The following is a 25887-nucleotide window of genomic DNA, read 5'->3' as shown; positions in this document are numbered from 1 at the left end:
TAGAGCGGTTTTCATGCCGGTGCCGGTACCGGATTGTGCCGATCTTATACAGAAATAATTCTGCCATGGGCGCATTGTACGACCAATTCGTCCGACAAAGAGTTTGCGTCGTCGGAAGGCCCACGATACAGACTCGGTGCTCTCGCCATCAGGGGCGCAGTGTGACCCGAGGCGAGCGGACTTGTGCGCGGCTGCCAGCCGGCCAGGGTCGCAAGCAGGATTAGAGGGAGTGACGTTGCCGAATGGCTTACGCTGACCGGAATGTAAGTGGCAGTCGTGTGGTAGCGATCGTAATCGTCGCTATCATCGTGGCTGGCATGGGTTATGCCTTCGTCACAGGTCTGGCATACCAATATATCAAGAAGAAGGCGGAAGAGCTGAAGACCTTCGAGGTCGAAGAGCCGCCGCCCCCGCCGGAGGAGATTCCGCCGCCGCCGCCACCGCCCGACACGCCCGTGCCGCCGCCGCCGACCCAGGTCGTGACGCCGCCGGCCGTCGTGCAGACGGTGTCGCCTGCGCCGCAAGTCGCCACCACCAACATCATCCCGCCGCCGCCGCCGGTCGCGCCGCCTGCGCCTCCCGCGCCGCCGGCTCCCCCTGCGCCGCCGGCCCCGCCGCGTATCGCAAAGGCGCTCAAGCCGCGTACGCCCCCGGGTTCGTGGGTGACGAACGACGATTATCCGTCGGAGTCGCAGCGCGCGGGTGAAGAGGGTGTCACCGGCTTCCGCCTCGACGTCGACGCGTCGGGCAGGGTGGTCTCGTGCACGATCACGTCGTCGAGCGGCTCGAGCCGTCTGGATAGCCAGGCGTGCAACCTGCTCAAGCGCCGCGCACGCTTCGATCCGGCCGAGGACGCGAGCGGCGCCAAGATTCCGGCTGCGTACAGCAACCGGTTCAGGTGGCAGATCCAGAAGTAACTCTCCGGTTTCCGGTCCGCCGGGCAAGGCGGACCGGCTTGCGCAAGAAGCTATCTTTTAGAGGAAAGACCCAAAATGCTCACGACCATTCTCGCTGCCGGTGCCGCCGCAGCTAAGGGCGGCGAAAGCCCCTACGGCCTCCAGCAGGCGCTGAAGGAAGGCGGCCTGATCTCGCAGTCGGTGTTCACCATCCTGGTGCTCATGCTCTTCGTGTCGCTCTACATCCTCTTCACCAAGCTGTTCGAGCAGCAGAAGATCATCAACCAGGCGAAGCGCGTCCGCGCTACCTTCTGGAGCTCGTCGAGCCTGCGCGAAGGCGCTGCCAAGCTCGAGAAGAACTCGGCCTACCGCCAGATCGTCGATGACGGCCTGGAAGCCCAGGAGCAGTACAAGCTGCTGACCGATCCGGTCGAAGCGCATGACTGGCTGCACGGTTCGCTGGCCCGTTCGGAAGGTTCGATCAACTCGGCGCTGGGCGGCGGTCTCGCCTTCCTCGCGACCGTCGGTGCGACCTCGCCGTTCATCGGTCTGTTCGGTACCGTTATCGGCATCTACCGCGCGCTCATCAAGATCGGTTCGGCCGGTCAGGCTTCGATCGACGCCGTCGCCGGCCCGGTCGGTGAAGCGCTCATCATGACCGCACTCGGCCTCGTCGTCGCCGTGCCGGCCGTGCTCGCCTTCAACTTCCTGCAGCGCCGCAACAAGGCGATCGCCGAGAACCTGAACGCGTTCTCGAACGACGTGCTCGGCTATCTGGCCTCGGACGGCCGCGTGAAGCCGGCGACTGCCGCTGCTGCGAAGAAGCCGGCCGTTGCCGCCGCTGCGAAGCCGGCGACCACGACCGCTGGCCAGACCGGCGGCGCCCCGACCCGCCCGTAAGACCAAGGTCGCAGGGCTGCGCATGTGGCGTAGCCCTGCCGCCGGATCGCGATCCGGCGCACAAGAGGATAGGATAGCGCCCAATGGCGATTAGCACAGGCAGCGGCGGCGACGACGCACCGATGTCGGACATCAACACCACGCCCCTCGTGGACGTGATGCTGGTTCTTCTGATCATCTTCCTCATCGCCGTTCCCGTTGTGGTCCAGACGATCGACCTCGCGTTGCCGAAGGTGCAGTTCGAACCGACGACCACGAAGCCGGAGAACGTCTCGCTCTCGGTCAAGGGCGGTCCGGACGGTTGTGAGATCTACTGGGGTCTGACCCGGGTCAACCACACCGAGCTGCTCGACAAGGCGGTTGCCAAGCTGAAGGCCGAAATCGACCGTCAGGGTGGCCCGAACGCCGCAGGTCTCGAACTTCCCGAAGTTCACATCCGCGGTGACGTCAACACGCCCTATCGCTGCATCGGCGGCACCATCTACACGATGCAGATGGCAGGGTTCGTGAAGGTCGGCTTCATCTCGGAACCGGAACCCGGTTCCAACACTGCCCGGCTCTGAACGGCCTCGCTTAAGGAGTTACGACAATGGCAATGAGCGCAGGCCGTGATGACGGCGAGCCGATGATGGACATGAACACGACGCCGTTGATCGACGTCATGCTCGTGCTCCTCATCATGTTCATCATCACCATTCCGGTCCAGACGCATGCGGTGAAGGTCGACCTGCCGCAGCCGAGCAGCAACCCTTCGCAGCCCGTCGAGCCGGACAAGAACAAGGTCTATATCGACGCGCAGGGCCAGGTGTTCTGGAACAGCATGCCGATCAACGACGTGATGCTGCGCCAGTATCTGGACGCATCGCTGCAGCGTTCGCCGGAACCCGAGCTGCACTTCCAGCCGGATCCGGCAGCACGCTACGACGTGGTCGATCGCGTGCTGGCGATCATCAAGCGGGCGAACGTCACGAAGCTCGGCTTCGTCGGCAACGAGCAGTACCGCAACGATTTCTGATCCGCGGCGCGGTCAGGGTATTTTGGGAAGGCGGCCCTTCGGGGCCGCCTTTTTTTGTGCCTCGGTCAAGCCGCTGGGCAGCAGGCGCGCGCGCATTCTTCTGTACGTGTGCGCCGGTGGTTGAACGCCCTCCACGGCGCCCCGACCGGCAAACGATCGCCACCGCTCCTAGGCGCAAATGCGGGGTTGCGAGCATGTCGCGAACATGTCACCTATCAGTCATCCAAGTGTCATAAAAATGCAACCTTGGTGTAACGACTGAAAGGAGAGCGTTATGTCGATCAAACTTGTCGCTGCGGCCGCGGTGTCCCTCCTGGCCCTGGCTTCGCCGGCGTTCGCCCAGGACAGCAACCTCGCGGCCCGCGAAATCATGACCGGTTCCTATGCTACGGCGGAGCAGAAGCTCCTCAACCAGATGCGCCTCGACCAGCGCCCCGAGTTGCAGCTGAATCTTGCCGCCGTCTATTATGCCACCGGCCGGGTCGACGAAGCGCGCGCGCTGTACCAGCAGGTGCTGCAGAAGGACGACGTGCCGATGACGGTGACGACCGATCGCGTCGCCGGTTCGCACGCCATTGCGCAGACCGGGTTGCGCTATCTGAGCCAGCGCCAGCATATCGCGTCTCGCTGAACGGCGAGCGAGCGGGTCGTAGTCCCGATCCGCTCTCGCCCCAGCTGAAAAGGTAAAAGCGCGCCAGGCACTGCCGGCGCGCTTTTCCTTTGTGCAGTTCAGGTGGCCTAGAAGCTGGCCCAGTCGTCGCCATCGGCCATGGCCTGGACCGGAACGGCGCGGGTGCCGCCCGACGCTCTGGCCGCTGCCGATTGCGACGGCAGGACCGGCCTGCGTAGCGGTGCTTGCTGGCCACCGGTCTGGAAGGTCGCGGCATGGGCATCGAGCCGCGCGACCTGCTCGGTGAGCTGGCGTGCTGCGGCCGAGGTCTCCTCGACCATTGCGGCATTCTGCTGGGTCGCGCGGTCCATGTCGCCGATCGCGCTGCTGATCTCGCGGATTGCACTCGACTGGGCACGGTTGTCCGCCGCGATGCCGCCGAGCAGCTGGTGAACCTCGCCGACCGTGTCGACGATGGCGGCAAGGGCGTTGTCCACCCGTTCGACCGCGCCGCGCGCGACAACGACTTCGGACTGGGTGACGGTGAGCTGGTCGCGAGCGCGCTTTGCCTCTTCCTCGGCGCGCATGGCGAGGGCCGAGACGAGGTCGGCGACGACCGCGAAGCCGCGACCCGCTTCGCCCGCGCGGCCGGCTTCGACCGCGGCGTTCATCGCGAGAACGCGAGTCTGAAACGCGATCTTGTCGAGACCTTCGATCACGCTGTCGATGCCCTTGGCGCTGTCCGACACGCGCGTCATCGCCTGCACCGCCTCGTCCGCGGTAGCGCGGCCCGATCCGACGACGCCGATGGCCTGGTCGGCGCGCTCCACCGTCACCCCGGCGGCGGCGGCAGTAGCGTCGATCCGCTGGTTCATCTGGGTGATTGCGGCAGCGGTCTGTTCGAGGCTGGCGGCGTTGCCTTCGGTGCGGCGGGCCAGATCCTCGGACGCGCTGGCGATTTCGTTCGAGCCGGTGCGGATCGAGGCGGTACCCTCCAGCACCGTCCCGATCAGCTCGCGCAGGCTGCCGATCGCCGAGCGGAAATGGTCGGCGAGCTTGGCATAGTCCGTGGGGAAATCATGGCCGATGTCCGCGGTCAGGTCGCCGCCCGCGACCTTGGCGAGGGCCTGGCCGAGTACCTCCATCGCATGCTCACGCGCTGCCTCGGCCTCGCGGTCGCGGCTTTCGGCCTGCTGGCGGGCGATTTCGGAGGTGCGGAAATGCTGGAGCGCCTCGGCCATCGCGCCGATCTCGTCGGTGGCGGCATGTTCGGGGATGGCGATGTCGACCTTGCCGGCGGCGAGCGCGCGCATCGCGGCGGTCATCTGCACCAGCGGCGAGAACATGCGGCGGCCGGCATACCAGGCGGCGCCTGCGACGAGCAGCGAGATCAGCGCCGCCGACAGTGCCAGCGTCCAGCGCGCGCCACCGATCGCACCCATCACGTCGCTTTCGGGAATGCCGACGAACAGGATGCCGATCGTCTTGCCCGAGGCATCCTTGATCGGGTCATAGCCGGTGAAGAAGGGCTTGCCGAGGATATCGGCCTTGCCGCGATAGGGCTGGCCCTTGACGAGCACCGTCTCATAGGCGGCGTTGCGGGCGAGCGGCGTGCCCACCGCGCGGCTGCCGTCTTCCTTCATGACGTTGGTCGCAACGCGCATGTCGCCGCGAAAGATCGTCGCGGTGCCGCCGACGAGGCGCTTCACTTCGTCGACCGGTGCGTCTGAATTGTTGAGCTTGTGGCTGCCCACATAGAGGTTGTCACCGTCGACACGGAAGTCCGCGCCATAGCCCTTGAGCACACTCCACGCGACGCGCATGTTCACTTCCTGGCGCTCGGCCGCGGTCTGCGCGGCCTGCTGCATCAGCGCGCGATCGGCGACGAAGAAGGTCGCGACGGCGAGCAGGAGCATGCCGCCGACGGCAAGGACCGTCGTCTTGGAGGCGAGCGAAAGGTTGTGAAAGCGCTTGAGCATGTCGATCCCGTCAAAATGGCCCCGCGGCGCCAAGATGCGCTCAATGCGGTAATCTCCGTATTCATTATAGTGCAGGGGTCGGGTCGGCGGGTTGCGCATGACCTAAGGGCAAGTACGGAGACTTGTGCGTTACGCACGGGGCTGTTTCGCGAGGAGTAGACGATGGGCGAAGAAGTCACAGGTGGATGCCAGTGCGGTCGCGTTCGCTACCGGGTGCAAATCGACAATGACGATGCTTATCTCTGCCATTGCCGCATTTGCCAGCGCGCCACCGGCGGCGTCTCGATCGCGTTCAAGGGCGTGGCCAAGGCGAACGTGACCTGGGAGCGACAGCCCGACCGCTACCGCTCCTCGCCGATCGCCGAGCGCGGTTTCTGCCGGAACTGCGGCACGCCGCTAACCTTCGAGTTTCTCGACGGCGAGACCATGGACCTGACGATCGGCAGCTTCGATGCGCCGGGCCGGTTCCAGCCTCGCCACAACTACGCCGTGGAGAGCATGCACGAACAGTGGCTCGACACGACCGCGCTGCCCCGATACCGCACCGAGGACAACCCGAACGTCGTCAAACGATGGATGGACAGCATTGGCCGACTACCCGACTGAAACGCACCGCTTCGCCAGCTTCGACGGGCAGGAGATCGCCTGGACCGAGATGGGGGCGGGGCGCCCTGTGGTGCTGATCCACGGCTATTTCTCCAATGCCGAGGTCAACTGGGTCAAATACGGCCATGCCGCAAAGCTCGCCGCGCGCGGACGGCGGGTGATCCTGCCCGATCTGCGCGCGCATGGGCACAGCGCCAAGCCGCACGATCCCGCCGCCTATCCGCCCGACGTGCTGATGCGCGACAATTTCGCGCTGATCGAACATCTCGGTCTCGCCGACTATGACCTGGGCGGCTATTCGCTCGGCGCGCGCACGGTGGTGCGGATGCTCGCCAACGGCGCCACGCCGGACAAGGTGGTGCTCTCGGGCATGGGCCTCGACGGGCTGGTCGCGACCAAGGGGCGGGGCGCCTATTTCCACCGGGTGCTGACCAATCTCGGCAGCTTCCAGCGCGGCAGCTCCGAATGGCTCACCGAGGCGTTCCTCAAGACCACCAAGGGCGATCCCGTCGCGCTGCTGCGCATCCTCGACACCTTTGTCGACACGCCGCGCGACGAGATCGCGGCGATCACCCAGCCCACCGCGGTGATCTCGGGCGCCGAGGACTACGACAACGGCTCGGCCAAGGAAGTGGCGGACCTGCTGCCCTATGGCCTGTTCGTCGAAATTCCGGGCAATCACATGAGCGCGGTCACCCGGCCCGAGCTCGGCGATGCGCTGGTGGAGTTCCTCGCTGGTTGACGGGGGAGGGGTGGCGCGGCAGGGTCCGCGCCATTCATGTTTTCCGGGGACTTAGCATCATGATCCGTACCGGCCTTTCGCTCGCGGCGCTCGCCGCGATGCTCGCCGCGCCCGCCCAGTCGCAGACCAGCACGACGCCCGCCGCCGCGCCGACCGCGTCCGAAGCTGCCGCCTTCCTCGATCGTGCCCAGCAGGAGATGACGGCGTTCAACCTGACCGCGCAGCGCGTCGCCTGGGTCAACGCCACCTACATCACCGACGATACCGACGCGCTTGCTGCCGATTACGGCGCCAAGGGCACCGAGATGGCGGTCCGTTTCGCGCTCGACGCCGCCCGCCTCCAGAAGGCGCCGGGCCTGACCACGGAGCAGCAGCGCCAGCTGACCATGCTCCGCGCCGCTTTGGTGCTGCCTGCGCCGACCACGCCGGGCGCCGCCCAGCAGCTGAGCGATATCTCGACCAAGCTCGGCTCCTTCTACGCGAAGGGAAAGGGCACGCGCGGCGGCAAGCCGATCAACGGCAGCGACATCGAAGCCGCGATGGGCACCAGCCGCGACCCTAACGAGCTCAAGGAGATGTGGGTCAGCTGGAACGACAATGTCGGCGCGCCGATGCGCCCCGACTACACCAAGCTGGTCGGCATCGCGAACCAGGGTGCCAAGGAACTGGGCTTTGCCGACACCGGCGCGCTGTGGCGCTCGGGCTATGACATGCCGCCGGCCGAATTCGCGGCGATGACCGACAAGCTTTGGAATGAAGTAAAGCCGCTCTACGTCGCGCTCCACACCTATGTGCGTCACAAGCTGAACGAGAAGTACGGCGACGCGGTGCAGGCCAAGACCGGCCCGATCCGCGCCGACCTGCTCGGCAACATGTGGGCGCAGGAATGGGGCAATATCTACGACGTGGTCGCGCCCAAGGGCGCCGGCGACCTCGGCTATGATGTGGGCGACCTGCTCAAGGCCAAGAACTACGACTGGAAGAAGATGGTTCAGACCGGCGAGGGCTTCTACTCCTCGCTCGGCTTCGCAGCGCTGCCGGGCACCTTCTGGGAACGCTCACTGTTCGTGAAGCCCGCGGATCGCGAAGTGCTGTGCCACGCCTCGGCCTGGGACATCGACGAGAAGAACGACGTCCGCATCAAGATGTGCATCAAGGTGAATTCGGACGATTTCGTCACGATCCACCACGAGCTCGGCCATAATTACTACCAGCGCGCCTATCAGGCGCAGCCGGCGCTGTATCGCAACGGCGCGAATGACGGTTTCCACGAGGCGATCGGCGATTTCGTCGCACTTTCGATCACGCCCGAATATCTGGTGCAGATCGGCCTGCTCGATCGCGCCCAGGTGCCGAGCGCCGACAAGGATATCGGCCTGCTGCTCCGCCAGGCGATGGACAAGGTGGCGTTCCTGCCGTTCGGCCTGCTTGTCGACAAATATCGCTGGCAGATCTTCGACGGCACCATCCCCGCGAACCAGTATGAGGCAGGCTGGAACAAGCTGCGCCTCCAGTATCAGGGCATCGTGCCGCCGGTGGCGCGCGACGAGACCAAGTTCGATGCGGGCGCCAAGTATCACGTCGCCGGCAGCGTGCCCTATACGCGCTACTTCCTCGCGCGGCTGCTTCAGTTCCAGTTCTACAAGGCGGCGTGCGACCAGTCGGGCTGGAAGGGCCCGCTGCATCGCTGCAGCTTCTACGGCAACAAGGAAGTCGGCGCGCGGCTGAACAAGATGCTGGAGATGGGCGCCTCCAAGCCCTGGCCCGACGCGCTGCAGACCTTCACCGGCAGCCGCGAGATCTCGGGCAAGGCGATGATGGAATATTTCGCGCCGCTCAAGAAGTGGCTGGACGAGCAGAACAAGGGCCAGCCGCAGGGCTGGTAACTTCTGCAAGACTTTTCCCTCCGATTTGTGCAGGTACGCGCGCAAATCGGAGGAGAAGTTGATGCGTACCAAGAGCTTCGTTCTGGCACTGGCCCTTATCGTCCCCGGCGTTGCAAGCGCCCAGGGGGGTCAGCCGGTCACGCTGGAAATCGTCGGCAATGGCTGGGCCGATGTGAAGCCGGGCAAGGTGACCCTTGAGGTCGGCTATATCGGCAAGGGCAAGACCGAGGCGGAGGCGAAGCGCGACAGCGCCGCGTTGCTCGCCAAGATCGAGGAGACGCTGAAGGCGCAGGGGCTTTCGGCAGCGGCGATCACCAATGGCGAGGTAGATAGCCTCTCCAAGCTGCGGGCCGAGCAGATGCAGACCGAGGACGCGGACAGCGCAAGCGATGCCGCACCGATCGTCACCGATGCCCAGGCACGGCTGCTGATCTTCAGCACGACGGCGCAAGCCGATGCAGTGAAGGAAAAGCTGCACGCGATGGACTTCACGATCGGCACGCTGAGCGCCCAGCCCGATATCGCCGGCGTGGATGCCGCGTTCAAGCAGGTGAAGGCAATGGCGCTGCGCAATGCCCGTGCCGATGCGGAGCTCTACGCCAAGGAAATGGGCCTGCGCGTGGCCCGGGTGGTGCGGATCAGCGAAACCGGCAGCGGCCCTATCACGCCGGGTCTGCAAACCAAGCTCGAGCTGGCGATGAGCCAGGGGCCGCAGGCGGTGTTCCGCAGCTTCAAGCGAGAGGATGCCTCCACGCATGTCGAGAAGGCGCTCGTCGTTACCTTCGAACTGCAGTGAACCAAGACTTCAATCCTCCCCCGCAAGGGGGAGGTGGCGCTCAACGCGCGACGGAGGGGAGGAAGCACAGCGCGTCGTTCTGGCATCCTCCCCCTCCGAGCCGCTGCGCGGCCCACCTCCCCCTGGCCGGGGAGGATCAACAAGGGCTCAGTCCTCCGGGTGCTGATCCGGGATCATGTTCTCGTCGGCGATTTCGGCATTCCACTCCGCCGAGCTGTCGGTGCCGTCGGGCTGATGCGCGGTGCCGGGTTGCGTATCGGGCGTCTCGCGGGTCGGTTCGGGGTTCATGGCATTCTCCTCTAACGGAGAAACGCCCTGGCCGCGTCCCGGTTCAGCTCTGCGTGCGGAACAGGAAGAAGGCGCCCGCCGCGATCAGCGCGAAGCCGATCAGATGGTTCAGCGTGATCCGCTGCCCCAGATACAGCACCGAGAAGGCGGCGAAGACCGTGAGGGTGATCACCTCCTGCATGCCCTTCAGCTGCGCCGCCGAATAGACCGCGCTGCCCAGCCGATTGGCAGGCACGGCGAAGCAATATTCGATCAGCGCAATGCCCCAGCTGGTGAGGATGACCAGCAGGATCGGCGCGTTCTTGAACTTCAGATGCCCGTACCAGGCGAAGGTCATGAAGATGTTGGAGACGAACAGCAGCCCGATCGGCAGCAGGCGGTCCATCATCGGCACGCGCGTTCAGCCCGAATAGGCGCCGCGCAGCCGATCCATCGACTCGCGGTGGGTGAGGTCGAGATGCAGCGGCGTGACGGTGACGAACCCGGCCTCGATCGCGTCAAGATCGGTATCGGGCGCCGCCTGGTGCGGCATGCGGCCCATCGCCAGCCAGTAATAGGGGAAGCCGCGCGGATCGAGCCGTTTGTCGAGCGCGACCCGGCCATAGTCGCGGAAGCCCTGCGACACGACCTTGATGCCCTGTACCACATCCGCCGCGACCGGCGGGAAGTTGATGTTGACCAATGTGCGCGGCTCCATCGCGACATCGAGCAGCGGGCGCAACACGCGCTCGCCCCAGGCCTCGGCGGTGTCGAACGGCACCGCGTCGCCCATGCCGCTGCGCGCATAACGCTGGCTGAGCGCGATCGAGCGGATTCCCGCCAGCGCGCCTTCCATCGCAGCCGAGACGGTGCCGGAGTAGCTGACGTCCTCGGCGAGGTTGCCGCCGCGATTGACCCCCGAAAGGATCAGGTCGGGCTTGGCATCGGCCATCACCTCGGCGAGCGCGAACATCACGCAGTCGGTCGGTGTGCCCTTGACCGCATAGCGACCTTCGCCGCGGCGCCGGACGCGGAAGGGCTCGGTGAGGGTGAGCGAGCGGCCCTTGCCCGACTGCTCTTCCGCCGGCGCGACGACGGTGATGTCATCGGACAGCGTCCGTGCGATCCGTTCCAGCACCGCGAGGCCGCGGGCGTGATAGCCGTCGTCGTTGGTTAGGAGGATCCGCATCAGCCGCGCGGTTCGAGCACGGTGAGCCCGCCCAGATAGGGCTGGAGCACCGCCGGCACCGCGACCGCGCCATTCTCCTGCTGGTAGTTCTCCAGCACCGCGACGAGCGTGCGGCCGACCGCCAGGCCCGAGCCGTTGAGCGTGTGGACGAAGCGCGTGCCCTTCTCGCCCTCGGGGCGATATCGCGCGTTCATCCGACGCGCCTGGAAGTCGGCGCAGGTCGAGCAGGACGAGATCTCGCGATAGCGGTCCTGGCCGGGCAGCCACACTTCGAGGTCGTAGGTGCGGGCAGCCGTAAAGCCCATGTCGCCGCTGCACAGCTTCATCCGGCGGAAGGCGAGGCCGAGCTTGGTCAGCACGTCCTCGGCCGCCGCGGTCATCCGCTCATGCTCGGCTTCGGACTGGTCGGGCGTGGTGATCGAGACCATCTCGACTTTCTCGAACTGGTGCTGGCGGATAAAGCCGCGGGTGTCGCGGCCCGCCGCACCGGCCTCCGAGCGGAAGCAGGCGGTGAGCGCGGTGAGGCGGAGCGGGAGCTCCTCCTCGCTCAGGATCTTCTCGCGCACCGCGTTGGTGAGGCTCACCTCGGCGGTGGGGATCAGCCAGCGGCCGTCGGTGGTCTGGAACAGGTCCTCGGCGAACTTGGGCAGCTGGCCGGTGCCGAACAGCGCCTCGTCGCGCACCAGCAGCGGCGGTACGCATTCCTCATAGCCATAGCTGCCGGTCAGCGTGTCGAGCATGAACTGGCCGAGCGCACGGTGCAGCCGGGCAGCGGCGCCGCGGACGAAGGTGAAGCGCGCGCCGGACATGGCGGCGCCGGTCTCGAAGTCGAGGCCGAGCGCGGGGCCGATCGCGTCATGCTCCTTGGGCGCGAAGGCGAAGGCAGGAACGGTGCCGCGCTCGTGCACGAACACATTGTCGTTCTCGTCGGAGCCAAGCGCGACGTCCGGATAGGGCAGATTTGGCAGGGCGGCGAGCCGGCCTTCCAGTTCCTCGCCTACCGCCTTTTCTTCGGCCTCCAGCGCGGGCATCCGCTCCTTGAGCGCGGCCACTTCCGCCATCAACGCGGCGGCGGCTTCCTCGTCCTTCTTCGCCTTGGCGGCGCCGATCGCCTTCGAGGCTTCGTTGCGGCGCGCCTGGCCGGCCTGCAGTTCGGTCACCAGCGCGCGGCGGCGCTCGTCGAGCGCCAGCAGCGCCTCCGACTGCGGCTCCAGGCCGCGCTTGGCCAGGCCCTGGTCGAAGGCTTCGGGATGTTCGCGGAGGAAGCGGATATCGTGCATGGCGCGAACCTATGGCCGGGGCCCGTGCCCCACGCAACCCCGCCGCCGCCCGCCCGTTGGTTGCTCCCCAAGTGAACAGCGACAAGGAGAGCGCGATGCTGGTTCCCCATGATGCGATGGTGGTGGTCGCCGATGGCCGCAAACTGCTGATGCTGCGCAACCAGGGCGATGCGGAGTATCTGAACCTCCAAGTGGTGCGGAAGGAACTTCACCCCAATCCCAAGGACTCCGACCAGAAGACCGATTCGTCCGGCAGGTCCTCCTCGACTCAGTCCGGCGCCGGCGCGCCCGCGGTGGCGCAGGGCGGATCGATGCAAGCGCAGGGCGGCGGGGCGCAGTTCGCCCCGGCGCGCGGCACGATGGGCGAAACCGATTTCCACCAATTGGAAGAAGATCGCTTCGCCGCCGAGGTCGCGGACATGCTCAAGGAAGAAGCGCTGCGCAACAGCTTCGAGTCGCTGATCATCGTCGCGCCGCCCAAGACGCTGGGCGAGTTGCGCAAGCATTACCATGTCAGCGTCAGCGATCGGCTGAAGGGCGAACTGGCCAAGGACCTGACCGATCATCCGGTGCCGGACATCGAAAAGGCGCTGCAGGCCGCCTGAAGACTCGTGGCGGATGCAGCACCTACCGCGTCCGCCACGGCCCCTTACATTGTTTCGCCCAAAAGCCCGCCCCATGTTCGAATTCAGGACAAGAGCCTCAATCCGGAGGGCGTCTGTCTCGCCCCTGAACCGGAAAAAACGCAAGTGGTTCAGGTGGTGGTAATTTCTACCGAACTATAGGGAATTCCCGCCAAAAAGCTTTCGCGGCATTGGCTTGTTAATGGCTGCTTGCGAAAGTATAGCGCCTGCGGGCAATGCAGTCTCTCGAGCGGCACGCCACCGGGGACTGGTGTGGAGAGTGGGAATGGCAACTGTTTTGGGCCGTTTTGACGAGCACGATAAAAGCGTTCCTCCGGCCGCGAATGACGGCGACGACGGGTATCGGCCGAGCGACGACGAACCCTTCATGAACCCGCGGCAGCAGGAATATTTCCGCAACAAGCTGAATGCCTGGAAGGACGCGATCTACCGCGAGGCGGCAGGCACGCTGAACCAGCTCCAGTCCGAGCCCCTGCGCGAGGCGGATCTCACTGACCGCGCCTCCAGCGAGACTGACTGGTCCATCGAACTGCGCACCCGCGATCGCCAGCGCAAGCTGATCGCCAAGATCGACGCGGCGCTGCGCCGCATCGAGGAAGGCGAATATGGCTATTGCGAAGTGACCGGCGAGCCGATCCCGCTGGGTCGCCTCGAGGCCCGTCCCACTGCGACGATGACGGTCGAGGCGCAGGAGCGGCACGAACGCAACGAGAAGATCAGCCGGGACGAGTGAAATCTACGTTAGAATCCGCTCCGGCAAAATACCGGGGCGGATTTCGGTTAATCCTTTCGTTAAGAGTTGTTGGTCTACTCCCTGCGGGTGCGAATCCGCCATTGAGAGCCAATCATGGACCAGCAGTCTTACATCCCCGCTACCCCGCTTTCCGCCGATGACTTTGCGGGCAAGCGCAGTGGTGTCCGCGACAGCCTGTTGCTAACCGCGCAGTTCCGCGTGGAAGGCGAGGATGTTGGCACGGTGCGGGTGCGCAATCTCTCGGCGGGCGGGCTGATGGCCGAATATGCCGCGCCGGTGGGCCTGCGAACGCCGGTGGAGATCGAAGTCCGCGGCGTCGGCTGGGTGAAGGGCAAGATCGCCTGGGCGGCCGAAGGACGCGTCGGCGTCGCCTTCGACAACGAGATCGATCCGAAGCTGGCACGAAAGCCGGTAGGCGGCGGCACCCAGACCCCGGTCTATGTGAAGCCGATCTTCACGCGCCGCTAAGCGGCAACACGCAAATGATCGAATATCTGGGCTGTTGCCCGCGTCGCTATGGTTGCCGGGGCGTATGTCCTTGGCTCGCGCGGCAAGTTTCTACCGCGCGAGTCCAAGGTTTCGGTAAATAGTCCGTGAATGGGACGGCTATCGCTGCATCTCTTCCTTGACCCGCAGCTTCTCTTTCTTCAATTGCGCTAGGAGTAAGTGATCGGGGAGGGGGCGCTGCGCTTCAGTCGCGATTCGCTGGTCCAGCTGCGAATGTTTGGCGTTAAGTGCCGAAAGATGCCCGGTGTGCATGAAGCATTCCTCCTTCGATGACTCTGAGGGGAGCGAACTACATCATGTTTTGCGCCGCTTGTCGCGTGCAGAATCAACACTGATCGACAGACTGCGGAAAAGCCGCGATGGTTCGCAGGTCGGGCAACGACCCGGCGAGTCGGGCGCACTGGGGGCACAGAATGGACGAAAGCGAGATCCGGCGCCGGTTGGAGCCCCTGCGTGCCGAGCATCGCGACCTGGATGCCGCGATCGCGGCGCTGGCCGAGACGGGCACCGGCGACCAGCTGCAGATCGCGCGCCTCAAGAAGCGCAAGCTCAAGCTACGCGACGAGATTTCCCTCCTCGAGGACCAGCTGATTCCGGACATCATTGCATGACTGTTCCGTTTTGCTGCGTCGCGGCAAAATTGGCGCTTTCCGTGCGGCGCGATCCTGTGGCAGCTAGAAGGGTATGAAGCGCCCGGACGCCCTTACCTTGCATCGTCGGTTGGTCGACTCGCTCTATGTCGAGGCGATGGTGCTTGCGGATGAAGCGCGCGGCTATTTCGACCAGCTCGGCCGCGACGAGCGCGATGCCCTTGCGGCGCTGAGCCGCGTGGCCTTTTCGTGCGAGTCGCTCAAGGTCACGACACGGCTGATGCACGTCATCGCCTGGCTGCTGACCCAGCGCGCGGTCGATGCCGGCGAACTCCAGCTGGCCGATGCGCGCGCGCCCGGGCGTCGACTGGGTCCGGCGCCGGAGACGGACGCAGCATTGCTCGAGGGCATGCCGCTCCAGGCGGTAACCATCGTTCGTGCCAGCATGGACCTGTATCGTCGGGTCGCCCGGCTGGATTCCGCGTTCGACGCGCCGATGGTGGCGGTGCCGAGCCCCGCGCGACGGATGCTCGACCGCCTCGCCGGGGCCTTCTGAACCGCTAGAGCGCCAGTCGCGTCCGCGCCGCGGCATATTCCGCGCGCAGCCGTTCGATCCGCGCAGCCGCCGGCTCGATCGCATGCACGGCGCCAATGCCCTGGCCCGAACCCCAGATGTCCTTCCACGCCTTGGCGCCGCCGAAGTTCATCGCACTGGGATCGCTCTCGGGCAAATTCTCCGGATCGAGCCCGGCATTGACGATCGAGGCGCGGAGGTAATTGCCGTGCACGCCTGTGAACAGGTTCGAATAGACGATGTCCTCGGCGCGGCCATCGACGATCGCCTGCTTGTAGGCCTGGACGGCGTTGGCTTCCTCGGTGGCGATGAAGGGCGAGCCGATATAGGCGAGGTCGGCACCCATCGCCTGTGCCGCCAGCACCGCGCCGCCGGTGGCGATCGAGCCCGAAAGCGCGACCGGGCCGTCGAACCATTCGCGCACCTCCTGGACCAGCGCAAAGGGGCTTAGCCGGCCGGCATGGCCCCCGGCGCCCGCAGCGACCAGGATCAGGCCGTCGGCGCCCTTTTCGATCGCCTTATGCGCGAAGCGATCGTCGATCACGTCGTGCAGCGTGATGCCGCCCCAGCCATGCACCGCCTCGTTGAGTTCCGGGCGGGCGCCCAGCGAGGTGATGACGATCGGCACCTTCCACTTGGCGCAGCTCGCGACATCCTCCTCTAGCCGCGGGTTGGAGCGATGGACGATCTGGTTGACCGCAAAGGGTGCGGCGGGCGTCTCCGGATGGTCGCGGTCCCAGGCCGCGAGTTCCTCGGTAATCTGGTGGAGCCATTCGTCGAGCTGGCTCTGCGGCCGCGCGTTGAGCGCCGGGAAGGAGCCGACGATCCCTGCCTTGCACTGCGCGATGACCAGTTCGGGGCAGGAGATGATGAACAGCGGCGAGCCGATGACGGGAAGCCGCAGACGATCGAAGAGAGCCGGTAGCGCCATGCCAAAGTGATACCGCAGCTACGAAGCCTGTCTAGACGGGGCTCAGCGACGCTACGGCATGCGGGGGCGGCTGCAGCATCCGCGCGCAACCCGATCTCGGAAAGCGTGCGAATCAGTCGATTCGGGTGAGGCCCGTGGCGTATTCGCGCTGCTTGGCGGCATAGAGCGCGGCGCTCGCCCGCAGCATCGCCCGCTGCGCCGCGTCAAGCGGCCGCACGGCGCGGGCCGGGCTGCCGACGATAAGGTGGCCGGCGGGAAATTCCTTGCTCTCGGTGACCAATGCCCCGGCGCCGACCAGGCACTCGGCGCCGATCACCGCGCGGTTGAGGATGATGGCGCCCATGCCGATCAGCGTGCCGTCCCCGATCGTGCAGCCGTGGAGCACGGCATGATGGCCCACCGTCACCTCGTCGCCGATGGTCAGCGGCGCGCCGGGATCGGAATGGAGCAGCGCCCCTTCCTGGATATTGCTGCGCGCGCCAATGAGGATCGGGGTGTTGTCGGCGCGGATCACGGCACCGAACCAGACGCTGGCGCCGCTGCCCACTTGCACATCGGCGATCAGCTCGGCACTCGGCGCGACCCAAGCATCCTCTGCGACGTGGGGCGCCTTTCCCCCAAAGGCGTAGAGCGGCATGCGGCTTAGAGCGCGAAGCTCTCGAAACCCGCTGGCAGCGGCATGTGCATGCCGAGCGCGAGCGCCAGGGCGACGGCGCCCAGCAGCAGCGCGAGTGTCGAGGAGAGCGAGAACAGGCCCCAGCCGACCAGCGTCACGATCGGTGCATCGGCGCGCTGCTCGCGGCGGTTGCGCTGCATCGTCAGCAGCACGAAACCTGCGGCCATCGCATACATGAACACGAAGAATTCAGCCATTGCATCCACCCGATCTCTGCTCGCTTTCAGGGCTAACCTGTTCAGCTTTCAGCATCAATCCAGGGGAATTGCGGATCGCCGCGACGCAGCATGCATTCGCCGCATTTTCTTGGGAACAAATCGCCTGTCAGAGCGTAACGCCGCGTTTCCAGATCGCGATCTCCCGCTCGCCATTGCGCTCGGCGGCCGTTGGACTGCCCGAGGCGATGGTCACGATCCGCTCTAGCAGGGCGGCGCCAGCGGCGTTCATGTCTTCGGCGAGGACCTGCCCGGCGTCGAAATCGATCCAGCCCGGCTTGCGCGCCGCGAGGTCGCTGTTCGAGGCGATCTTGATCGTCGGCACCGGAAAGCCGAGCGGCGTGCCCCGGCCGGTGGTGAACAGGATCACCGTCGCGCCCGCCGCCGCCAGCGCGGTGGAAGAAACCGCGTCGTTGCCCGGCGCTTCGAGCAACGCAAGGCCCGATCGCTGCACGCGCTGGCCATAGCCGAGCACGTCGGTGACCGTCGCGTGCCCCGCCTTCTGCACCGCGCCGAGCGATTTCTCCTCCAGTGTGGTGATGCCCCCGGCGAGATTGCCGGGGGAGGGGTTTTCCGAGACGGGTTCGCCGTGCCGGGTGAAATAGGCTTTGAAGCCGTTCACCAGTTCGACAATCTTCTCGAACACCGTCTCGCTTTCCGCCCGCGCCATAAGCAACTGCTCGGCCCCGAAGATCTCGGGGATTTCGGTGAGGATCGCGGTGCCGCCTGCGGCCGTGACGGCATCGCTCATGCGGCCGACCAGCGGGTTGGCGGTCAATCCTGAGAATCCGTCCGAACCACCGCATTTCACCCCCAGGACCAGCGAAGCGAGCGGCTCCGGCGTTCGGATCGCCCGTTCGGCCTGTTCAATGAGCTGCTCGACCAGCGCGATGCCTTCCTCGACCTCGTCGCCCGCCGCTTGCGCGCCGATCGTGCGGAGGTTGGGCTGAGAAATACCTTCCAACATGCCGCGCATCTGATTGGATTCGCAGCCAAGTCCCACGAGAAGCACGCCGCCGGCATTGGGGTGGCTGGCGAGCGCGGTGAGGATTGCGCGCGTACCCTCCAGATCATCGCCGAGCTGCGAGCAGCCGAAGGGATGGGCAAAGGCGTGGATGCCGTCGACCCGACCTTCGAACCGCTTGGCGGCGCGCTCGGCGATCTTTTCGGCGGTGCGACCGACGCAGCCCACCGTCGGCAGGATCCAGATCTCGTTGCGGGTGCCCACGCGACCGTCGGCACGCCGATAGCCGAGAAATGCAGGTCCGGGGTCTGCCGGTGCGGCCTCGAAGGCGGGCTGGTAGGTGTAGCTGCCGGTTGTCGCGAGCGCCGTCGTCACATTATGGGTGTGGACATGCTCGCCCGCAGCGATGGCGCGGGTCGCGCTGCCGATCGGGAAGCCGAACTTGTACACCGGCGCGCCCGCTGCGATCGGCTGCAGTGCGACCTTGTGGCCTTGGGGGATGTTCGCGCTGACGGTGACCCCCAGGGCCGTCTCCCCAGCGTGCAGCGGGCGCAGGGCGGTGGCGACGGGATCCCTCGGGTCGATCTGGAACAGGGCTAGGGTCATAAACTCCGAGTATAGGCTGGCAATACCGATCCTTCTAGGGATATTGCCCCGGGCTTGTGTTTCAAATGCGACGATATGCCCTCGCAAATCCGCACTCGTACTATTCCGGAGCGGCAAGAACCGGCCGCCTGTGTTTCGGGGGCGTTAAGCCATTGGGCTTTAAAGGGGTATCCAAGCCGTGGGGGAGTTGGATCGCGTGAAGGCACCACCGCCGCAGTCGGCCCTGATCAGGGCGATGATGCGCAGTTTTCGTTGGACGATGCGGTTGAGCCGCCTGCAGGCTTGGGTTGCGGTCTGCCTGGCGATGGTCGTGACGATTTTCGCCGACTGGGCAACGGGACCGATGGTGTCGATGACGATCGGCTACCTGTTCGTCGACATTCTCACAGCGTGGACGCTGCGTGAGCGGGCGGGCATCATCGTCGTGCTCTTCTCGATCGGGCTCGGTTCTGCCCTGAACGGATTTGGCGCGATCCCTGCGGCCGACCTGCATGCGCTTTCCGCGTCGGTGGTGATCTGGAACACGGTAACGCGCGTCGCGGGTGCGATCATGATCGTGCTGATGGTGGCGACGCTGCGTCACACCATTGACGGCGAATTGTGGCGCGCCTCCACCGATTATCTCACGCGCTCGCTGAATGGCGGTGCGTTTCGCAGCCAGCTGGAGCGGGTGGCGCAGCTCGGCCGCCGCCGCGGTTCCACGCTGTTGCTTCTCTACATGGATCTGGACGGCTTCAAGGCGGTCAATGATCGCCACGGCCATGCCGCGGGTGACCTGGTGCTGCGGCGATTCGCCGACGAAGCGCGGGCACGGATGCGGCCCGATGATCTGTTCGCGAGGCTGGGCGGCGACGAGTTCTGTGCCTTTCTTGCGATCGAGCGTGGCGTGCCGCCCGAGCAGGTCGCCGAGAGCCTGCATGCGCGGCTCAGCGAGGCGCTGCGCTCGACCGGCCATGCGGTCACCTGCAGCATGGGGGCGGTGGTGATCGACGCCCACGCGGCGGGGGATACCGAACGGATGATCGGATTGGCGGACGAGGCGATGCTGGAAGTGAAGCGCAACGGCAAGAACGCGATCCGCATCGCGTTCGACGAACCCGGCACCGTGCGGCGGGCAGCATGACGCTCCACTTCTTCTCCGCTGCTTTCCGGCCCGAGGACGAGTCGCGCCGCCAAGGCGCGGTCGACGGGCTGCCCGTCGTCTCGCCCAGCGATCCCTTGCTGCACGAACTGCTCGGCGAGGTCTGCATGGTGCTGCGGACGCCGATCGCGATGGTGACGGTCACCGACGGCGACGTGCAGCGGATGATCAGCGCGGTCGGGATCGAGCCGGTGGTGCTGCCGCGTTCTATCGCCTTTTGCGCGCATACCATCGCGGCGCCGGGCGGGCTGCTCAGTGTCCCCGATCTCCATGCCGATCCACGTTTCCGCGCCAATCCGCTGGTCGCGGGCGGCCCGCGCGTGCGCTATTATACCGGCGCGGTGGTGCGTAGCGGGCCGTTCCCGATCGGCGCGCTGTGCGGGCTCGACCGGCGGCCCCATGGGCCTGCCTCTTTCCGGCAGCGCGCGCAGTTGCGCAAGCTGGCCGATGCGGTTGCCGACCGCATCGGGGTGGTGCCTCGCACCTGCTGAGCGGACCGGTTTTCCGGGCGACTGCCGCGGCTTGCTTGGAATGGCGGGGCCGATGCGGCTAGGCCGCAGCCTCACGGCAACGGGAGAACGCCATGATCCGCACCGGCCTAATCGGCTTCGGCCTAGGCGGCACCGCCTTTCACGCACCGCTGATCGACGCGGTCGACGGGCTCGAACTGGCAGCCGTCGGCAGCTCGCGCAGCCAGGCTGTCGCGAAAGCCTATCCGGGGGTGCCGGCCGTCAGCCCCGAAGCGCTGATCGCCGATCCCTCGATCGCGCTGGTGGTGGTGTCGACGCCGAATGCCACGCATTTCCCGCTCGCGAAGGCAGCTCTCGAAGCGGGCAAGCATGTCGTAATCGACAAGCCGCTGACGCCCAGCGCTGCCGAGGCCGAGGCGCTGATCGCGCTTGCCGAGGCACGGGGGCGGCTGCTGGTGCCGTTCCACAACCGCCGCTGGGACAGCGACTTCCTGGCGGTGCAGGCGCTGGTCAAGAGCGATCGCCTGGGCGAGATCCTGCTGTTCGAGGCGCATTGGGATCGCTTCCGCCCCGAATTGTCGCAGGCCTGGAAGGAGGCCGAAGGCGGCGGGCAGCTGCTCGACCTCGGGCCGCACATGATCGATCAGGCACTGGTGCTGTTCGGCATGCCGGAGGCGGTGCAGGGCGATGTCGCCCGCCAGCGCGGCAACAGCCCGGTCGACGATTATTTCAGCGTGACGCTGTTCTACGGCACGCGCCGCGTGGTGCTGGCGAGCTCACGGATGATCGCGGCAGCGCGACCGCGCTTCGCGCTGCACGGGCGCGGCGGCAGCTTCGTGAAGTACGGGCTGGATCCGCAGGAGGCGGCAATGCGGTCCGGCGGCTCGGTGCGGGATCCCAACCATGGGCTGGAGGACCCAGCACATTATGGCGTGCTGACGCTGCCGAACGGGGCGACCGAGACCATTGCGTCCGAGCGCGGCGACTATCGGCGCTTCTATGCCGGCGTGGCGGCGGCGATCCGCGAGGGCGCAGCGCCGCCGGTTAAAGCGAAGGATGCGCTTCCCGGGCTCCAGCTGATCGAACTTGCCCGCCAGAGCGCCGAAGAGGGGCGGCGTATCGCTGTCGGTTAAGCGGACGGCCCCGCGCGACGTTCGCAGCGCGCGGGGCCATACCGATCAGGGATGCCAGCTCACCGGCAGCGTGCGCGCGGGCACAGTGACGGTCGTGGTGGCGACGATGTCTTCCGCCGACTGGCCGAGCAGCACCTTGTAGCTGCCCCCGGCGATCTTCCACTGGTGCGCCGCGCCGTCGAACACGGCGAGCAGGCGCGGATCGACGGTGACCGAGACGGTCTTAGACGCGCCCGGTGCCAGCGACACCTTCTGGAACGCACCCAGCCGCTTCGGCGCTTCCCAGCCCGCGCCCGAGACATAGACCTGCGCTACGTCGGCGCCGGCGCGGGTGCCGGTGTTGCGCAGCGTGAAGGTCACGGTCACCTGGCCCTTGGGCGCGCTGGCCTTCAGGCCCGAATAGGCAAAGCGCGTGTAGGACAGGCCATGGCCGAAGGCGAATTGCGGCTTGTCGCCCTTCGCGTCGTACCATTTATAGCCGACCGCAGCGCCCTCGGCGTAGCGCGTCTCGCCCTCGTTGGGTGCGCTCGGCTTGGGCAACTGCGAGACGCTGCGCGGGAAGCTGGCGGGGAGGTGGCCCGAGGGGTTCACCTTGCCGGTCAGCACATTGGCGATCGCCTCGCCGCCGGCCGTACCGGGATACCAGGCTTCGAGGATTGCGGCGGTCTTGTCGGCCCAGGGGGTGAGTACCGGCCCGCCGGTCTCCAGCACCACCACCGTCTTGGCGTTCGCACCCGCGATCGCCTCGATCAGGGCGTCTTGGTTGTCGGGCAGGCCGAGCGAGACGTCAAAGGACTCGCCGGTCCATTGCGTCGCGAACACCACCGCCACATCGGCCTGCTTCGCAGCGGCGGCCGCCGCCGCGGCATCGGTGCCGTCGACATAGCTGATCTGTGCGCCCGGCAGCTGGCGGCGCAGTGCCTCCAGCGGCGAGGAGGGGTGGTACATGACCGGGCCCGGCCAGATCTTCGGCTCCAGGCCCGGCACCGCATTGCCGCCCACCGGATAGACCAGCGACGAACCGCCGCCGGCCAGCACGCCCTTGTCGGCATGACCGCCGATCACGACGATCCGCTTGGCGCTGCCCACTAGCGGCAGCACGTCGCCCTTGTTCTGAAGCAGGACGATCGCCGCCTCGGCATCGGCACGAGTGACGTCGGCATGCGCCTTGAGCATCGCCGGGGCGAGATCGAGCGGCGCGCCGGTGATCGGGTGATCGAACAGGCCGTGGGCGAACATCGAGCGCAGGATGCGATGCGCCATCTCGTCGAGCCGCGCCTTGCTCACCTCGCCCTTCGCGATCGCGGCCTTGAGCGGCTCGCGGAAATAGGGCTGCTCGTCGAACGGCCAGCCGGACTGCTGCTCCAGGCCGGCATTGGCGGCGGCGACCGTCGTGTGGGTCGCGCCCCAGTCGGACATCACGAAGCCCTTCCAGCCCCAGTCGCGACGCAGCACGTCGGTCAGCAGCCAGGGCTGTTCGCACGCCCACAACCCGTCGACCTTGTTGTAGCTGCACATCACCGAACCCGGATCGGACTTCTCAATCGCGATGTTGAAGGCGAGCAGGTCGCTCATCCGCGCAGCGGTGCGATCGAGCACCGCGTTCATCTTGTTGCGATCGGTCTCCTGGTCGTTGATCGCATAATGCTTCACGGTGGAGATGATGTGGTTCGACTGGATGCCGGCGATCTGCGCGCCGACGATCGTGCCGGCGAGCAACGGGTCTTCCCCGCCATATTCGAAGTTGCGGCCGTTGCGCGGCTCGCGCAGCAGGTTGACGCCGCCCGCGAGCATCACGTTGAAGCCCGAGGCGCGTGCCTCCGCGCCGATCATCGCGCCGCCCTTGTAGGCGAGCGCCGGATCCCAGGTCGCGGCGGTGGCGATGCCCGACGGGAGCGAGGTGCGGCCGCGCTTGTTGACGGCGCTGCCTTGGGTCGCGACGCCCACGCCCGCATCGGTCTGCCACTGCGCCGGGATGCCCAAGCGCGGGATGCCGGGGACATAGCCCGCGGAGCCCGGACGGGCTTCGGCGGGGGTCTTGAAGTTCTTCGGCGCGAAGTCGGTGCCGAACAGGCCGAACACCAGCGTCAGTTTCTCGTCCTCGGTCATCTGCGCGAGGATCGCCTTGGCGCGCGCGTCGGGCGAAAGCTTGGCGTTGGTCCAGGGGCGCGAGGCCTGCTGCTGGGCCAGCGCGGGCGCGGTGAAGGCGGTGGTGGCGGCGAGCGCCAGCAGCGGGGCTGCCAGCTTCAGAGCGTGTCGTTTCATGTCGTCCTCTCCTCCCGGATCACTTGTCAACGTTGTCCGCTGCCTAGCACAAGAACGGCCGCCGACAAGAGCCGGCGGCCGTTCTCTGCGGCACGCGATCTATATCAGGCGCGAATGCGCACCGGCACCGATTTCGCCGCCGGGGTCTTGGAGGCGCCGTCGTGGTGGCGAAGTGCAATGAGCGGGTTGAGCTCGGGGTAATAGCCGGCCACACAGCCCTCGGGCAGGTTGAAAGGCAGAACTTCCAGCCCCTCGACGGTGCGGTCGACACCGTCCGAATCGTCGCCTACCAAGGCGACGCGCTGGCCTTCCTTCAGCCCGGCGCGCTCCATTTCCTTGGGACTGATCAGCAGCACGTCGCGCTTTCCCTCGATGCCGCGCAGCCGGTCCGAATAGCCATAGACGGTGGTGTTGAACTGGTCGTTCGAGCGCAGCGTCATCAGCCGGTAGACGCCATCGGCATCGGCGAAGCCGGTGGCGTTTAGGTGGCTGGGCACGGTGAATTCGGCCTTGCCGCTCTCGGTCTGCCATTTGCGATCGCGGGCGCTGTTGCCCTTGAAGAAGCCGCCGGGGGTGAACAGCCGCTGGTTGAAGTCCTTGAACTTGTCCGGATAGGTCGTCTCGATCGCATCGCGGACCAGCGCATAGTCGTTCGACCAAGCGTCCCACGGAACGTTCGGGTTGGGGTCCAGCGTCGCCTTCGCGATGCCGGCGACGATCGCCAGCTCGGGCTGGAGGTGCGGGCTGGCCGGCTTGGCCTCGCCGATCGAGCCATGGATGCAGCTGAGGCTGTCCTCCATTGTCACCACTTGCGGGGTCCCGTCGCGGACGTCGCGTTCGGAGCGGACCAGGGTGGGCAGCAGATACGCGGTCTCACCGCAGAACAGATGCCCGCGGTTGAGCTTGGTGGCGATCTGGACGGTGAGACCCATCTGGGTCCACGCCTTCTCCATCACCCGGTGGTCGGGAATGGCGCGCAGAAAATTGCCACCGAGCCCAAGGAACGCGTTGATCTTGCCCTCGGCGATCGCCTCGCAGCCGGTGACGGTGGTGTAGCCCTCGTCACGCGGCGGCTGGAAGCCATATTGCTCGGAGAGCTGATCGAGCGGCACCAGGTCCGGCTTCTCGGAGATGCCGACGGTGCGCTGACCCTGCACGTTGGAATGGCCGCGCACCGGCGATACGCCCGCACCCAGCCTGCCGATATTCCCGCGCAGCAGCATTAGGTTCACCACGCCCGCGACATTGTCATAGCCGCCGACATGCTGGGTGAGCCCCATGCCCCAGATGCCGATCGAACGCTCGGCCTGGATGTAGATCTCCGCCGCTTCGATCAGGTCCGTGCGCGGCAGGCCGGTCTCGGCCTCGATCGTCTCCCAGCTGGTGCTCCGTACCTTCTCCGCAAACGCTTCGAAGCCGTGCGTGTGCTCGGCGATGAAAGCACGGTCAATCACGCCGCCCCGGCGATCCTCCTCGGCCAGGACATGCTTGGCGATGCCGAGCATGGCGGCGATGTCGCTGCCCGGCTTGAGCTGATAATAGTGGTGCGAGATCTTGGTCTTGCCGCCCGTCACCATCTGGATGCTCTGCGGGTTGCGGAACTCCAGCAGGCCCTTTTCGCGGATCGGATTGAACGTCACGATTTTGGCGCCGCGCTTGCGGGCGGCGGTCAGCGTGTGAATGAAGCGCGGGCTGTTGGTGCCGGTATTCTGCCCGAAGAAGAAGATCGCGTCGCAATGCTCGAAATCCTCGAGCACGCAGGTGCCGACCGGCGCGCCGATCGTCGACTTGAGCGCGACCGACGTGGTCTCGTGGCACATGTTCGAGCTGTCGGGCAGATGATTGTTACCGTAGACCCGCGCCATGAGCGCATAAAGATACGACGCCTCCAACGACGCTTTGCCCGACGCGTAGAAAACGGCCGCGTCAGGATCCATCGCCTTCAATTCGGCCGCGATGCCCTGGAAAGCGTCGTCCCAGCTGCACCGTACATAGGTATCGAGCGTCGCGTCGTAGCGCATGGGTTCGGTCAGCCGCCCGACCATCTCCAGGTCGTAATCCTGCCAGGTGCGTAACTCGGCCAGGGTGTGCGCCTCGAAAAACTCAGGAGTGCAGCGGTCCCGGGTCAGGTCCCACAGCGTGGCCTTCGCGCCGTTCTCGCAAAACTCGAAGGCGTGGGGATGGGCGGGCTTTCCCCACGCGCACGACGAGCACATGTAGCCACGCGGCTTGTTCTGGCGCTGGAGCGTCA

29 protein-coding genes are annotated in these 25887 nt (G+C 66.2%); 17 read left to right on the top strand and 12 right to left on the bottom strand.

Features of this window, described 5'->3' with window-relative positions; genetic code table 11:
* The first annotated feature begins 242 nt into the window (after positions 1-242).
* From QZ670_RS09210 to QZ670_RS09190, 5 genes are all read left to right on the top strand, one after another.
* Positions 243-917 carry a TonB family protein gene (locus QZ670_RS09210; RefSeq protein ID WP_294254185.1) on the top strand — a complete coding sequence of 225 codons (675 nt, stop codon included), beginning with the start codon at positions 243-245 and terminating at the stop codon, positions 915-917.
* 75 nt (positions 918-992) lie between these two features.
* Positions 993-1796, top strand: coding sequence for a MotA/TolQ/ExbB proton channel family protein (locus QZ670_RS09205; RefSeq protein ID WP_125974232.1), 804 nt, complete (start codon positions 993-995; stop codon positions 1794-1796).
* Positions 1797-1879: 83 nt separating this feature from the next.
* Complete coding sequence (locus QZ670_RS09200; protein ID WP_294254182.1) at positions 1880-2359, top strand: biopolymer transporter ExbD; 480 nt, start codon at positions 1880-1882, stop codon at positions 2357-2359.
* Positions 2360-2385: 26 nt separating this feature from the next.
* Entirely contained in the window at positions 2386-2811 is a 426-nt protein-coding gene (locus QZ670_RS09195) for a biopolymer transporter ExbD (protein ID WP_294254180.1), read from the top strand.
* Between the two features lie 274 nt (positions 2812-3085).
* Positions 3086-3442, top strand: a complete 357-nt coding sequence (locus QZ670_RS09190) for a tetratricopeptide repeat protein (protein WP_294254177.1) — start codon at positions 3086-3088, stop codon at positions 3440-3442.
* Between the two features lie 107 nt (positions 3443-3549).
* Here the strand turns inward: QZ670_RS09190 and QZ670_RS09185 are convergent, their stop codons facing one another.
* On the bottom strand, positions 3550-5400 hold the full coding sequence (locus QZ670_RS09185; protein ID WP_294254174.1) for a cache domain-containing protein: 1851 nt from the start codon (positions 5398-5400) through the stop codon (positions 3550-3552).
* Positions 5401-5562: 162 nt separating this feature from the next.
* On the opposite strand from QZ670_RS09185, the gene QZ670_RS09180 reads away from it, so the two are divergent.
* The 4 genes from QZ670_RS09180 (at position 5563) to QZ670_RS09165 (ending at position 9430) form a co-directional block, all read left to right on the top strand.
* Positions 5563-6006 carry a GFA family protein gene (locus QZ670_RS09180; RefSeq protein WP_294254172.1) on the top strand — a complete coding sequence of 148 codons (444 nt, stop codon included), beginning with the start codon at positions 5563-5565 and terminating at the stop codon, positions 6004-6006.
* A gap of 49 nt (positions 6007-6055) precedes the next feature.
* Positions 6056-6748, top strand: coding sequence for an alpha/beta fold hydrolase (locus QZ670_RS09175; RefSeq protein ID WP_294254311.1), 693 nt, complete (start codon positions 6056-6058; stop codon positions 6746-6748).
* A gap of 59 nt (positions 6749-6807) precedes the next feature.
* Positions 6808-8634: a M2 family metallopeptidase gene (locus QZ670_RS09170; RefSeq protein ID WP_294254170.1), complete on the top strand. Its 1827-nt coding sequence runs from the start codon at positions 6808-6810 to the stop codon at positions 8632-8634.
* Between the two features lie 61 nt (positions 8635-8695).
* A complete protein-coding gene (locus QZ670_RS09165) occupies positions 8696-9430 on the top strand; it encodes an SIMPL domain-containing protein (RefSeq protein WP_294254168.1) in 735 nt (244 codons plus the stop codon).
* Between the two features lie 147 nt (positions 9431-9577).
* Here QZ670_RS09165 and QZ670_RS09160 read toward each other — a convergent pair whose 3' ends face one another.
* The 4 genes from QZ670_RS09160 to serS are packed head-to-tail and all read right to left on the bottom strand — an operon-like array spanning position 9578 to position 12166.
* Positions 9578-9718: a hypothetical protein gene (locus QZ670_RS09160; RefSeq protein ID WP_294254165.1), complete on the bottom strand. Its 141-nt coding sequence runs from the start codon at positions 9716-9718 to the stop codon at positions 9578-9580.
* A 43-nt stretch (positions 9719-9761) separates the two neighbouring features.
* Positions 9762-10106 carry a DMT family protein gene (locus QZ670_RS09155; protein WP_294254161.1) on the bottom strand — a complete coding sequence of 115 codons (345 nt, stop codon included), beginning with the start codon at positions 10104-10106 and terminating at the stop codon, positions 9762-9764.
* A 12-nt stretch (positions 10107-10118) separates the two neighbouring features.
* On the bottom strand, positions 10119-10886 hold the full coding sequence (gene surE / locus QZ670_RS09150; protein WP_294254158.1) for a 5'/3'-nucleotidase SurE: 768 nt from the start codon (positions 10884-10886) through the stop codon (positions 10119-10121).
* Positions 10886-12166, bottom strand: a complete 1281-nt coding sequence (serS, locus tag QZ670_RS09145; RefSeq protein WP_294254155.1) for a serine--tRNA ligase — start codon at positions 12164-12166, stop codon at positions 10886-10888. The genes surE and serS overlap by 1 nt, the downstream gene beginning before the upstream one ends.
* Positions 12167-12261: 95 nt before the next feature.
* Here serS and QZ670_RS09140 point away from each other — a divergent pair, with 95 nt between their 5' ends.
* The 3 genes from QZ670_RS09140 (at position 12262) to QZ670_RS09130 (ending at position 14032) form a co-directional block, all read left to right on the top strand.
* The gene (locus tag QZ670_RS09140; RefSeq protein ID WP_294254153.1) at positions 12262-12771 is read left to right on the top strand and encodes a host attachment family protein; all 510 of its coding nucleotides are present in this window, start codon (positions 12262-12264) and stop codon (positions 12769-12771) included.
* Between the two features lie 304 nt (positions 12772-13075).
* The gene (gene dksA, locus QZ670_RS09135; RefSeq protein ID WP_121077530.1) at positions 13076-13543 is read left to right on the top strand and encodes an RNA polymerase-binding protein DksA; all 468 of its coding nucleotides are present in this window, start codon (positions 13076-13078) and stop codon (positions 13541-13543) included.
* A gap of 114 nt (positions 13544-13657) precedes the next feature.
* Positions 13658-14032: a PilZ domain-containing protein gene (locus QZ670_RS09130; RefSeq protein ID WP_294254143.1), complete on the top strand. Its 375-nt coding sequence runs from the start codon at positions 13658-13660 to the stop codon at positions 14030-14032.
* A 138-nt stretch (positions 14033-14170) separates the two neighbouring features.
* Here QZ670_RS09130 and QZ670_RS09125 read toward each other — a convergent pair whose 3' ends face one another.
* On the bottom strand, positions 14171-14323 hold the full coding sequence (locus QZ670_RS09125) for a YdcH family protein (RefSeq protein ID WP_294254141.1): 153 nt from the start codon (positions 14321-14323) through the stop codon (positions 14171-14173).
* 161 nt (positions 14324-14484) lie between these two features.
* On the opposite strand from QZ670_RS09125, the gene QZ670_RS09120 reads away from it, so the two are divergent.
* Positions 14485-14682: a DUF465 domain-containing protein gene (locus QZ670_RS09120; protein WP_294254138.1), complete on the top strand. Its 198-nt coding sequence runs from the start codon at positions 14485-14487 to the stop codon at positions 14680-14682.
* Positions 14683-14755: 73 nt separating this feature from the next.
* Positions 14756-15217, top strand: coding sequence for a DUF1465 family protein (locus QZ670_RS09115; protein WP_294254135.1), 462 nt, complete (start codon positions 14756-14758; stop codon positions 15215-15217).
* A 4-nt stretch (positions 15218-15221) separates the two neighbouring features.
* Here QZ670_RS09115 and QZ670_RS09110 read toward each other — a convergent pair whose 3' ends face one another.
* From QZ670_RS09110 to QZ670_RS09095, 4 genes are all read right to left on the bottom strand, one after another.
* Positions 15222-16166 (bottom strand): nitronate monooxygenase family protein, encoded by a 945-nt coding sequence (locus QZ670_RS09110; protein ID WP_294254132.1) that lies wholly within the window; start codon positions 16164-16166, stop codon positions 15222-15224.
* 112 nt (positions 16167-16278) lie between these two features.
* Entirely contained in the window at positions 16279-16803 is a 525-nt protein-coding gene (locus tag QZ670_RS09105) for a gamma carbonic anhydrase family protein (protein ID WP_294254130.1), read from the bottom strand.
* A gap of 5 nt (positions 16804-16808) precedes the next feature.
* Positions 16809-17039, bottom strand: coding sequence for a hypothetical protein (locus QZ670_RS09100; protein ID WP_093295391.1), 231 nt, complete (start codon positions 17037-17039; stop codon positions 16809-16811).
* A gap of 127 nt (positions 17040-17166) precedes the next feature.
* A complete protein-coding gene (locus QZ670_RS09095) occupies positions 17167-18627 on the bottom strand; it encodes an altronate dehydratase family protein (protein WP_294254125.1) in 1461 nt (486 codons plus the stop codon).
* A gap of 196 nt (positions 18628-18823) precedes the next feature.
* Here QZ670_RS09095 and QZ670_RS09090 point away from each other — a divergent pair, with 196 nt between their 5' ends.
* From QZ670_RS09090 to QZ670_RS09080, 3 genes are all read left to right on the top strand, one after another.
* Complete coding sequence (locus QZ670_RS09090) at positions 18824-19750, top strand: GGDEF domain-containing protein (RefSeq protein ID WP_294254309.1); 927 nt, start codon at positions 18824-18826, stop codon at positions 19748-19750.
* Positions 19747-20259 (top strand): GAF domain-containing protein, encoded by a 513-nt coding sequence (locus QZ670_RS09085; RefSeq protein WP_294254122.1) that lies wholly within the window; start codon positions 19747-19749, stop codon positions 20257-20259. Before QZ670_RS09090 ends, QZ670_RS09085 begins: the two co-directional genes overlap by 4 nt.
* A 92-nt stretch (positions 20260-20351) precedes the next feature.
* Positions 20352-21371, top strand: a complete 1020-nt coding sequence (locus tag QZ670_RS09080; protein WP_294254119.1) for an oxidoreductase — start codon at positions 20352-20354, stop codon at positions 21369-21371.
* A 45-nt stretch (positions 21372-21416) separates the two neighbouring features.
* Here the strand turns inward: QZ670_RS09080 and QZ670_RS09075 are convergent, their stop codons facing one another.
* On the bottom strand, positions 21417-23636 hold the full coding sequence (locus QZ670_RS09075) for a beta-glucosidase (RefSeq protein ID WP_294254116.1): 2220 nt from the start codon (positions 23634-23636) through the stop codon (positions 21417-21419).
* Between the two features lie 104 nt (positions 23637-23740).
* On the bottom strand, positions 23741-25887 hold a 2147-nt coding region (locus QZ670_RS09070; RefSeq protein WP_294254114.1), incomplete at its 5' end, for an FdhF/YdeP family oxidoreductase.

The organism is uncultured Sphingomonas sp. (assembly GCF_913774285.1).
Taxonomy (GTDB): Bacteria; Pseudomonadota; Alphaproteobacteria; order Sphingomonadales; family Sphingomonadaceae; genus Sphingomonas.
Note: the sequence above shows the minus strand (reverse complement) of the source record. Positions and strands in the feature narration are given on the sequence as shown.

Bases quoted from the DNA above. Each gene is read 5' to 3' on its own strand.
- QZ670_RS09095 (WP_294254125.1), bottom strand. From the start codon at position 18,627: ATGACCCTAGCCCTGTTCCAGATCGACCCGAGGGATCCCGTCGCCACC.
- QZ670_RS09085 (WP_294254122.1), top strand. From the start codon at position 19,747: ATGACGCTCCACTTCTTCTCCGCTGCTTTCCGGCCCGAGGACGAGTCG.
- QZ670_RS09115 (WP_294254135.1), top strand. From the start codon at position 14,756: ATGAAGCGCCCGGACGCCCTTACCTTGCATCGTCGGTTGGTCGACTCG.
- QZ670_RS09195 (WP_294254180.1), top strand. From the start codon at position 2,386: ATGGCAATGAGCGCAGGCCGTGATGACGGCGAGCCGATGATGGACATG.
- QZ670_RS09210 (WP_294254185.1), top strand. From the start codon at position 243: ATGGCTTACGCTGACCGGAATGTAAGTGGCAGTCGTGTGGTAGCGATC.
- QZ670_RS09125 (WP_294254141.1), bottom strand. From the start codon at position 14,323: ATGCACACCGGGCATCTTTCGGCACTTAACGCCAAACATTCGCAGCTG.
- QZ670_RS09100 (WP_093295391.1), bottom strand. From the start codon at position 17,039: ATGGCTGAATTCTTCGTGTTCATGTATGCGATGGCCGCAGGTTTCGTG.
- QZ670_RS09160 (WP_294254165.1), bottom strand. From the start codon at position 9,718: ATGAACCCCGAACCGACCCGCGAGACGCCCGATACGCAACCCGGCACC.
- QZ670_RS09140 (WP_294254153.1), top strand. From the start codon at position 12,262: ATGCTGGTTCCCCATGATGCGATGGTGGTGGTCGCCGATGGCCGCAAA.
- QZ670_RS09120 (WP_294254138.1), top strand. From the start codon at position 14,485: ATGGACGAAAGCGAGATCCGGCGCCGGTTGGAGCCCCTGCGTGCCGAG.
- QZ670_RS09130 (WP_294254143.1), top strand. From the start codon at position 13,658: ATGGACCAGCAGTCTTACATCCCCGCTACCCCGCTTTCCGCCGATGAC.
- QZ670_RS09105 (WP_294254130.1), bottom strand. From the start codon at position 16,803: ATGCCGCTCTACGCCTTTGGGGGAAAGGCGCCCCACGTCGCAGAGGAT.
- QZ670_RS09185 (WP_294254174.1), bottom strand. From the start codon at position 5,400: ATGCTCAAGCGCTTTCACAACCTTTCGCTCGCCTCCAAGACGACGGTC.
- surE (WP_294254158.1), bottom strand. From the start codon at position 10,886: ATGCGGATCCTCCTAACCAACGACGACGGCTATCACGCCCGCGGCCTC.
- QZ670_RS09170 (WP_294254170.1), top strand. From the start codon at position 6,808: ATGATCCGTACCGGCCTTTCGCTCGCGGCGCTCGCCGCGATGCTCGCC.
- QZ670_RS09180 (WP_294254172.1), top strand. From the start codon at position 5,563: ATGGGCGAAGAAGTCACAGGTGGATGCCAGTGCGGTCGCGTTCGCTAC.
- QZ670_RS09110 (WP_294254132.1), bottom strand. From the start codon at position 16,166: ATGGCGCTACCGGCTCTCTTCGATCGTCTGCGGCTTCCCGTCATCGGC.
- QZ670_RS09075 (WP_294254116.1), bottom strand. From the start codon at position 23,636: ATGAAACGACACGCTCTGAAGCTGGCAGCCCCGCTGCTGGCGCTCGCC.
- QZ670_RS09080 (WP_294254119.1), top strand. From the start codon at position 20,352: ATGATCCGCACCGGCCTAATCGGCTTCGGCCTAGGCGGCACCGCCTTT.
- QZ670_RS09165 (WP_294254168.1), top strand. From the start codon at position 8,696: ATGCGTACCAAGAGCTTCGTTCTGGCACTGGCCCTTATCGTCCCCGGC.
- serS (WP_294254155.1), bottom strand. From the start codon at position 12,166: ATGCACGATATCCGCTTCCTCCGCGAACATCCCGAAGCCTTCGACCAG.
- QZ670_RS09205 (WP_125974232.1), top strand. From the start codon at position 993: ATGCTCACGACCATTCTCGCTGCCGGTGCCGCCGCAGCTAAGGGCGGC.
- QZ670_RS09200 (WP_294254182.1), top strand. From the start codon at position 1,880: ATGGCGATTAGCACAGGCAGCGGCGGCGACGACGCACCGATGTCGGAC.
- QZ670_RS09155 (WP_294254161.1), bottom strand. From the start codon at position 10,106: ATGATGGACCGCCTGCTGCCGATCGGGCTGCTGTTCGTCTCCAACATC.
- dksA (WP_121077530.1), top strand. From the start codon at position 13,076: ATGGCAACTGTTTTGGGCCGTTTTGACGAGCACGATAAAAGCGTTCCT.
- QZ670_RS09190 (WP_294254177.1), top strand. From the start codon at position 3,086: ATGTCGATCAAACTTGTCGCTGCGGCCGCGGTGTCCCTCCTGGCCCTG.
- QZ670_RS09175 (WP_294254311.1), top strand. From the start codon at position 6,056: ATGGGGGCGGGGCGCCCTGTGGTGCTGATCCACGGCTATTTCTCCAAT.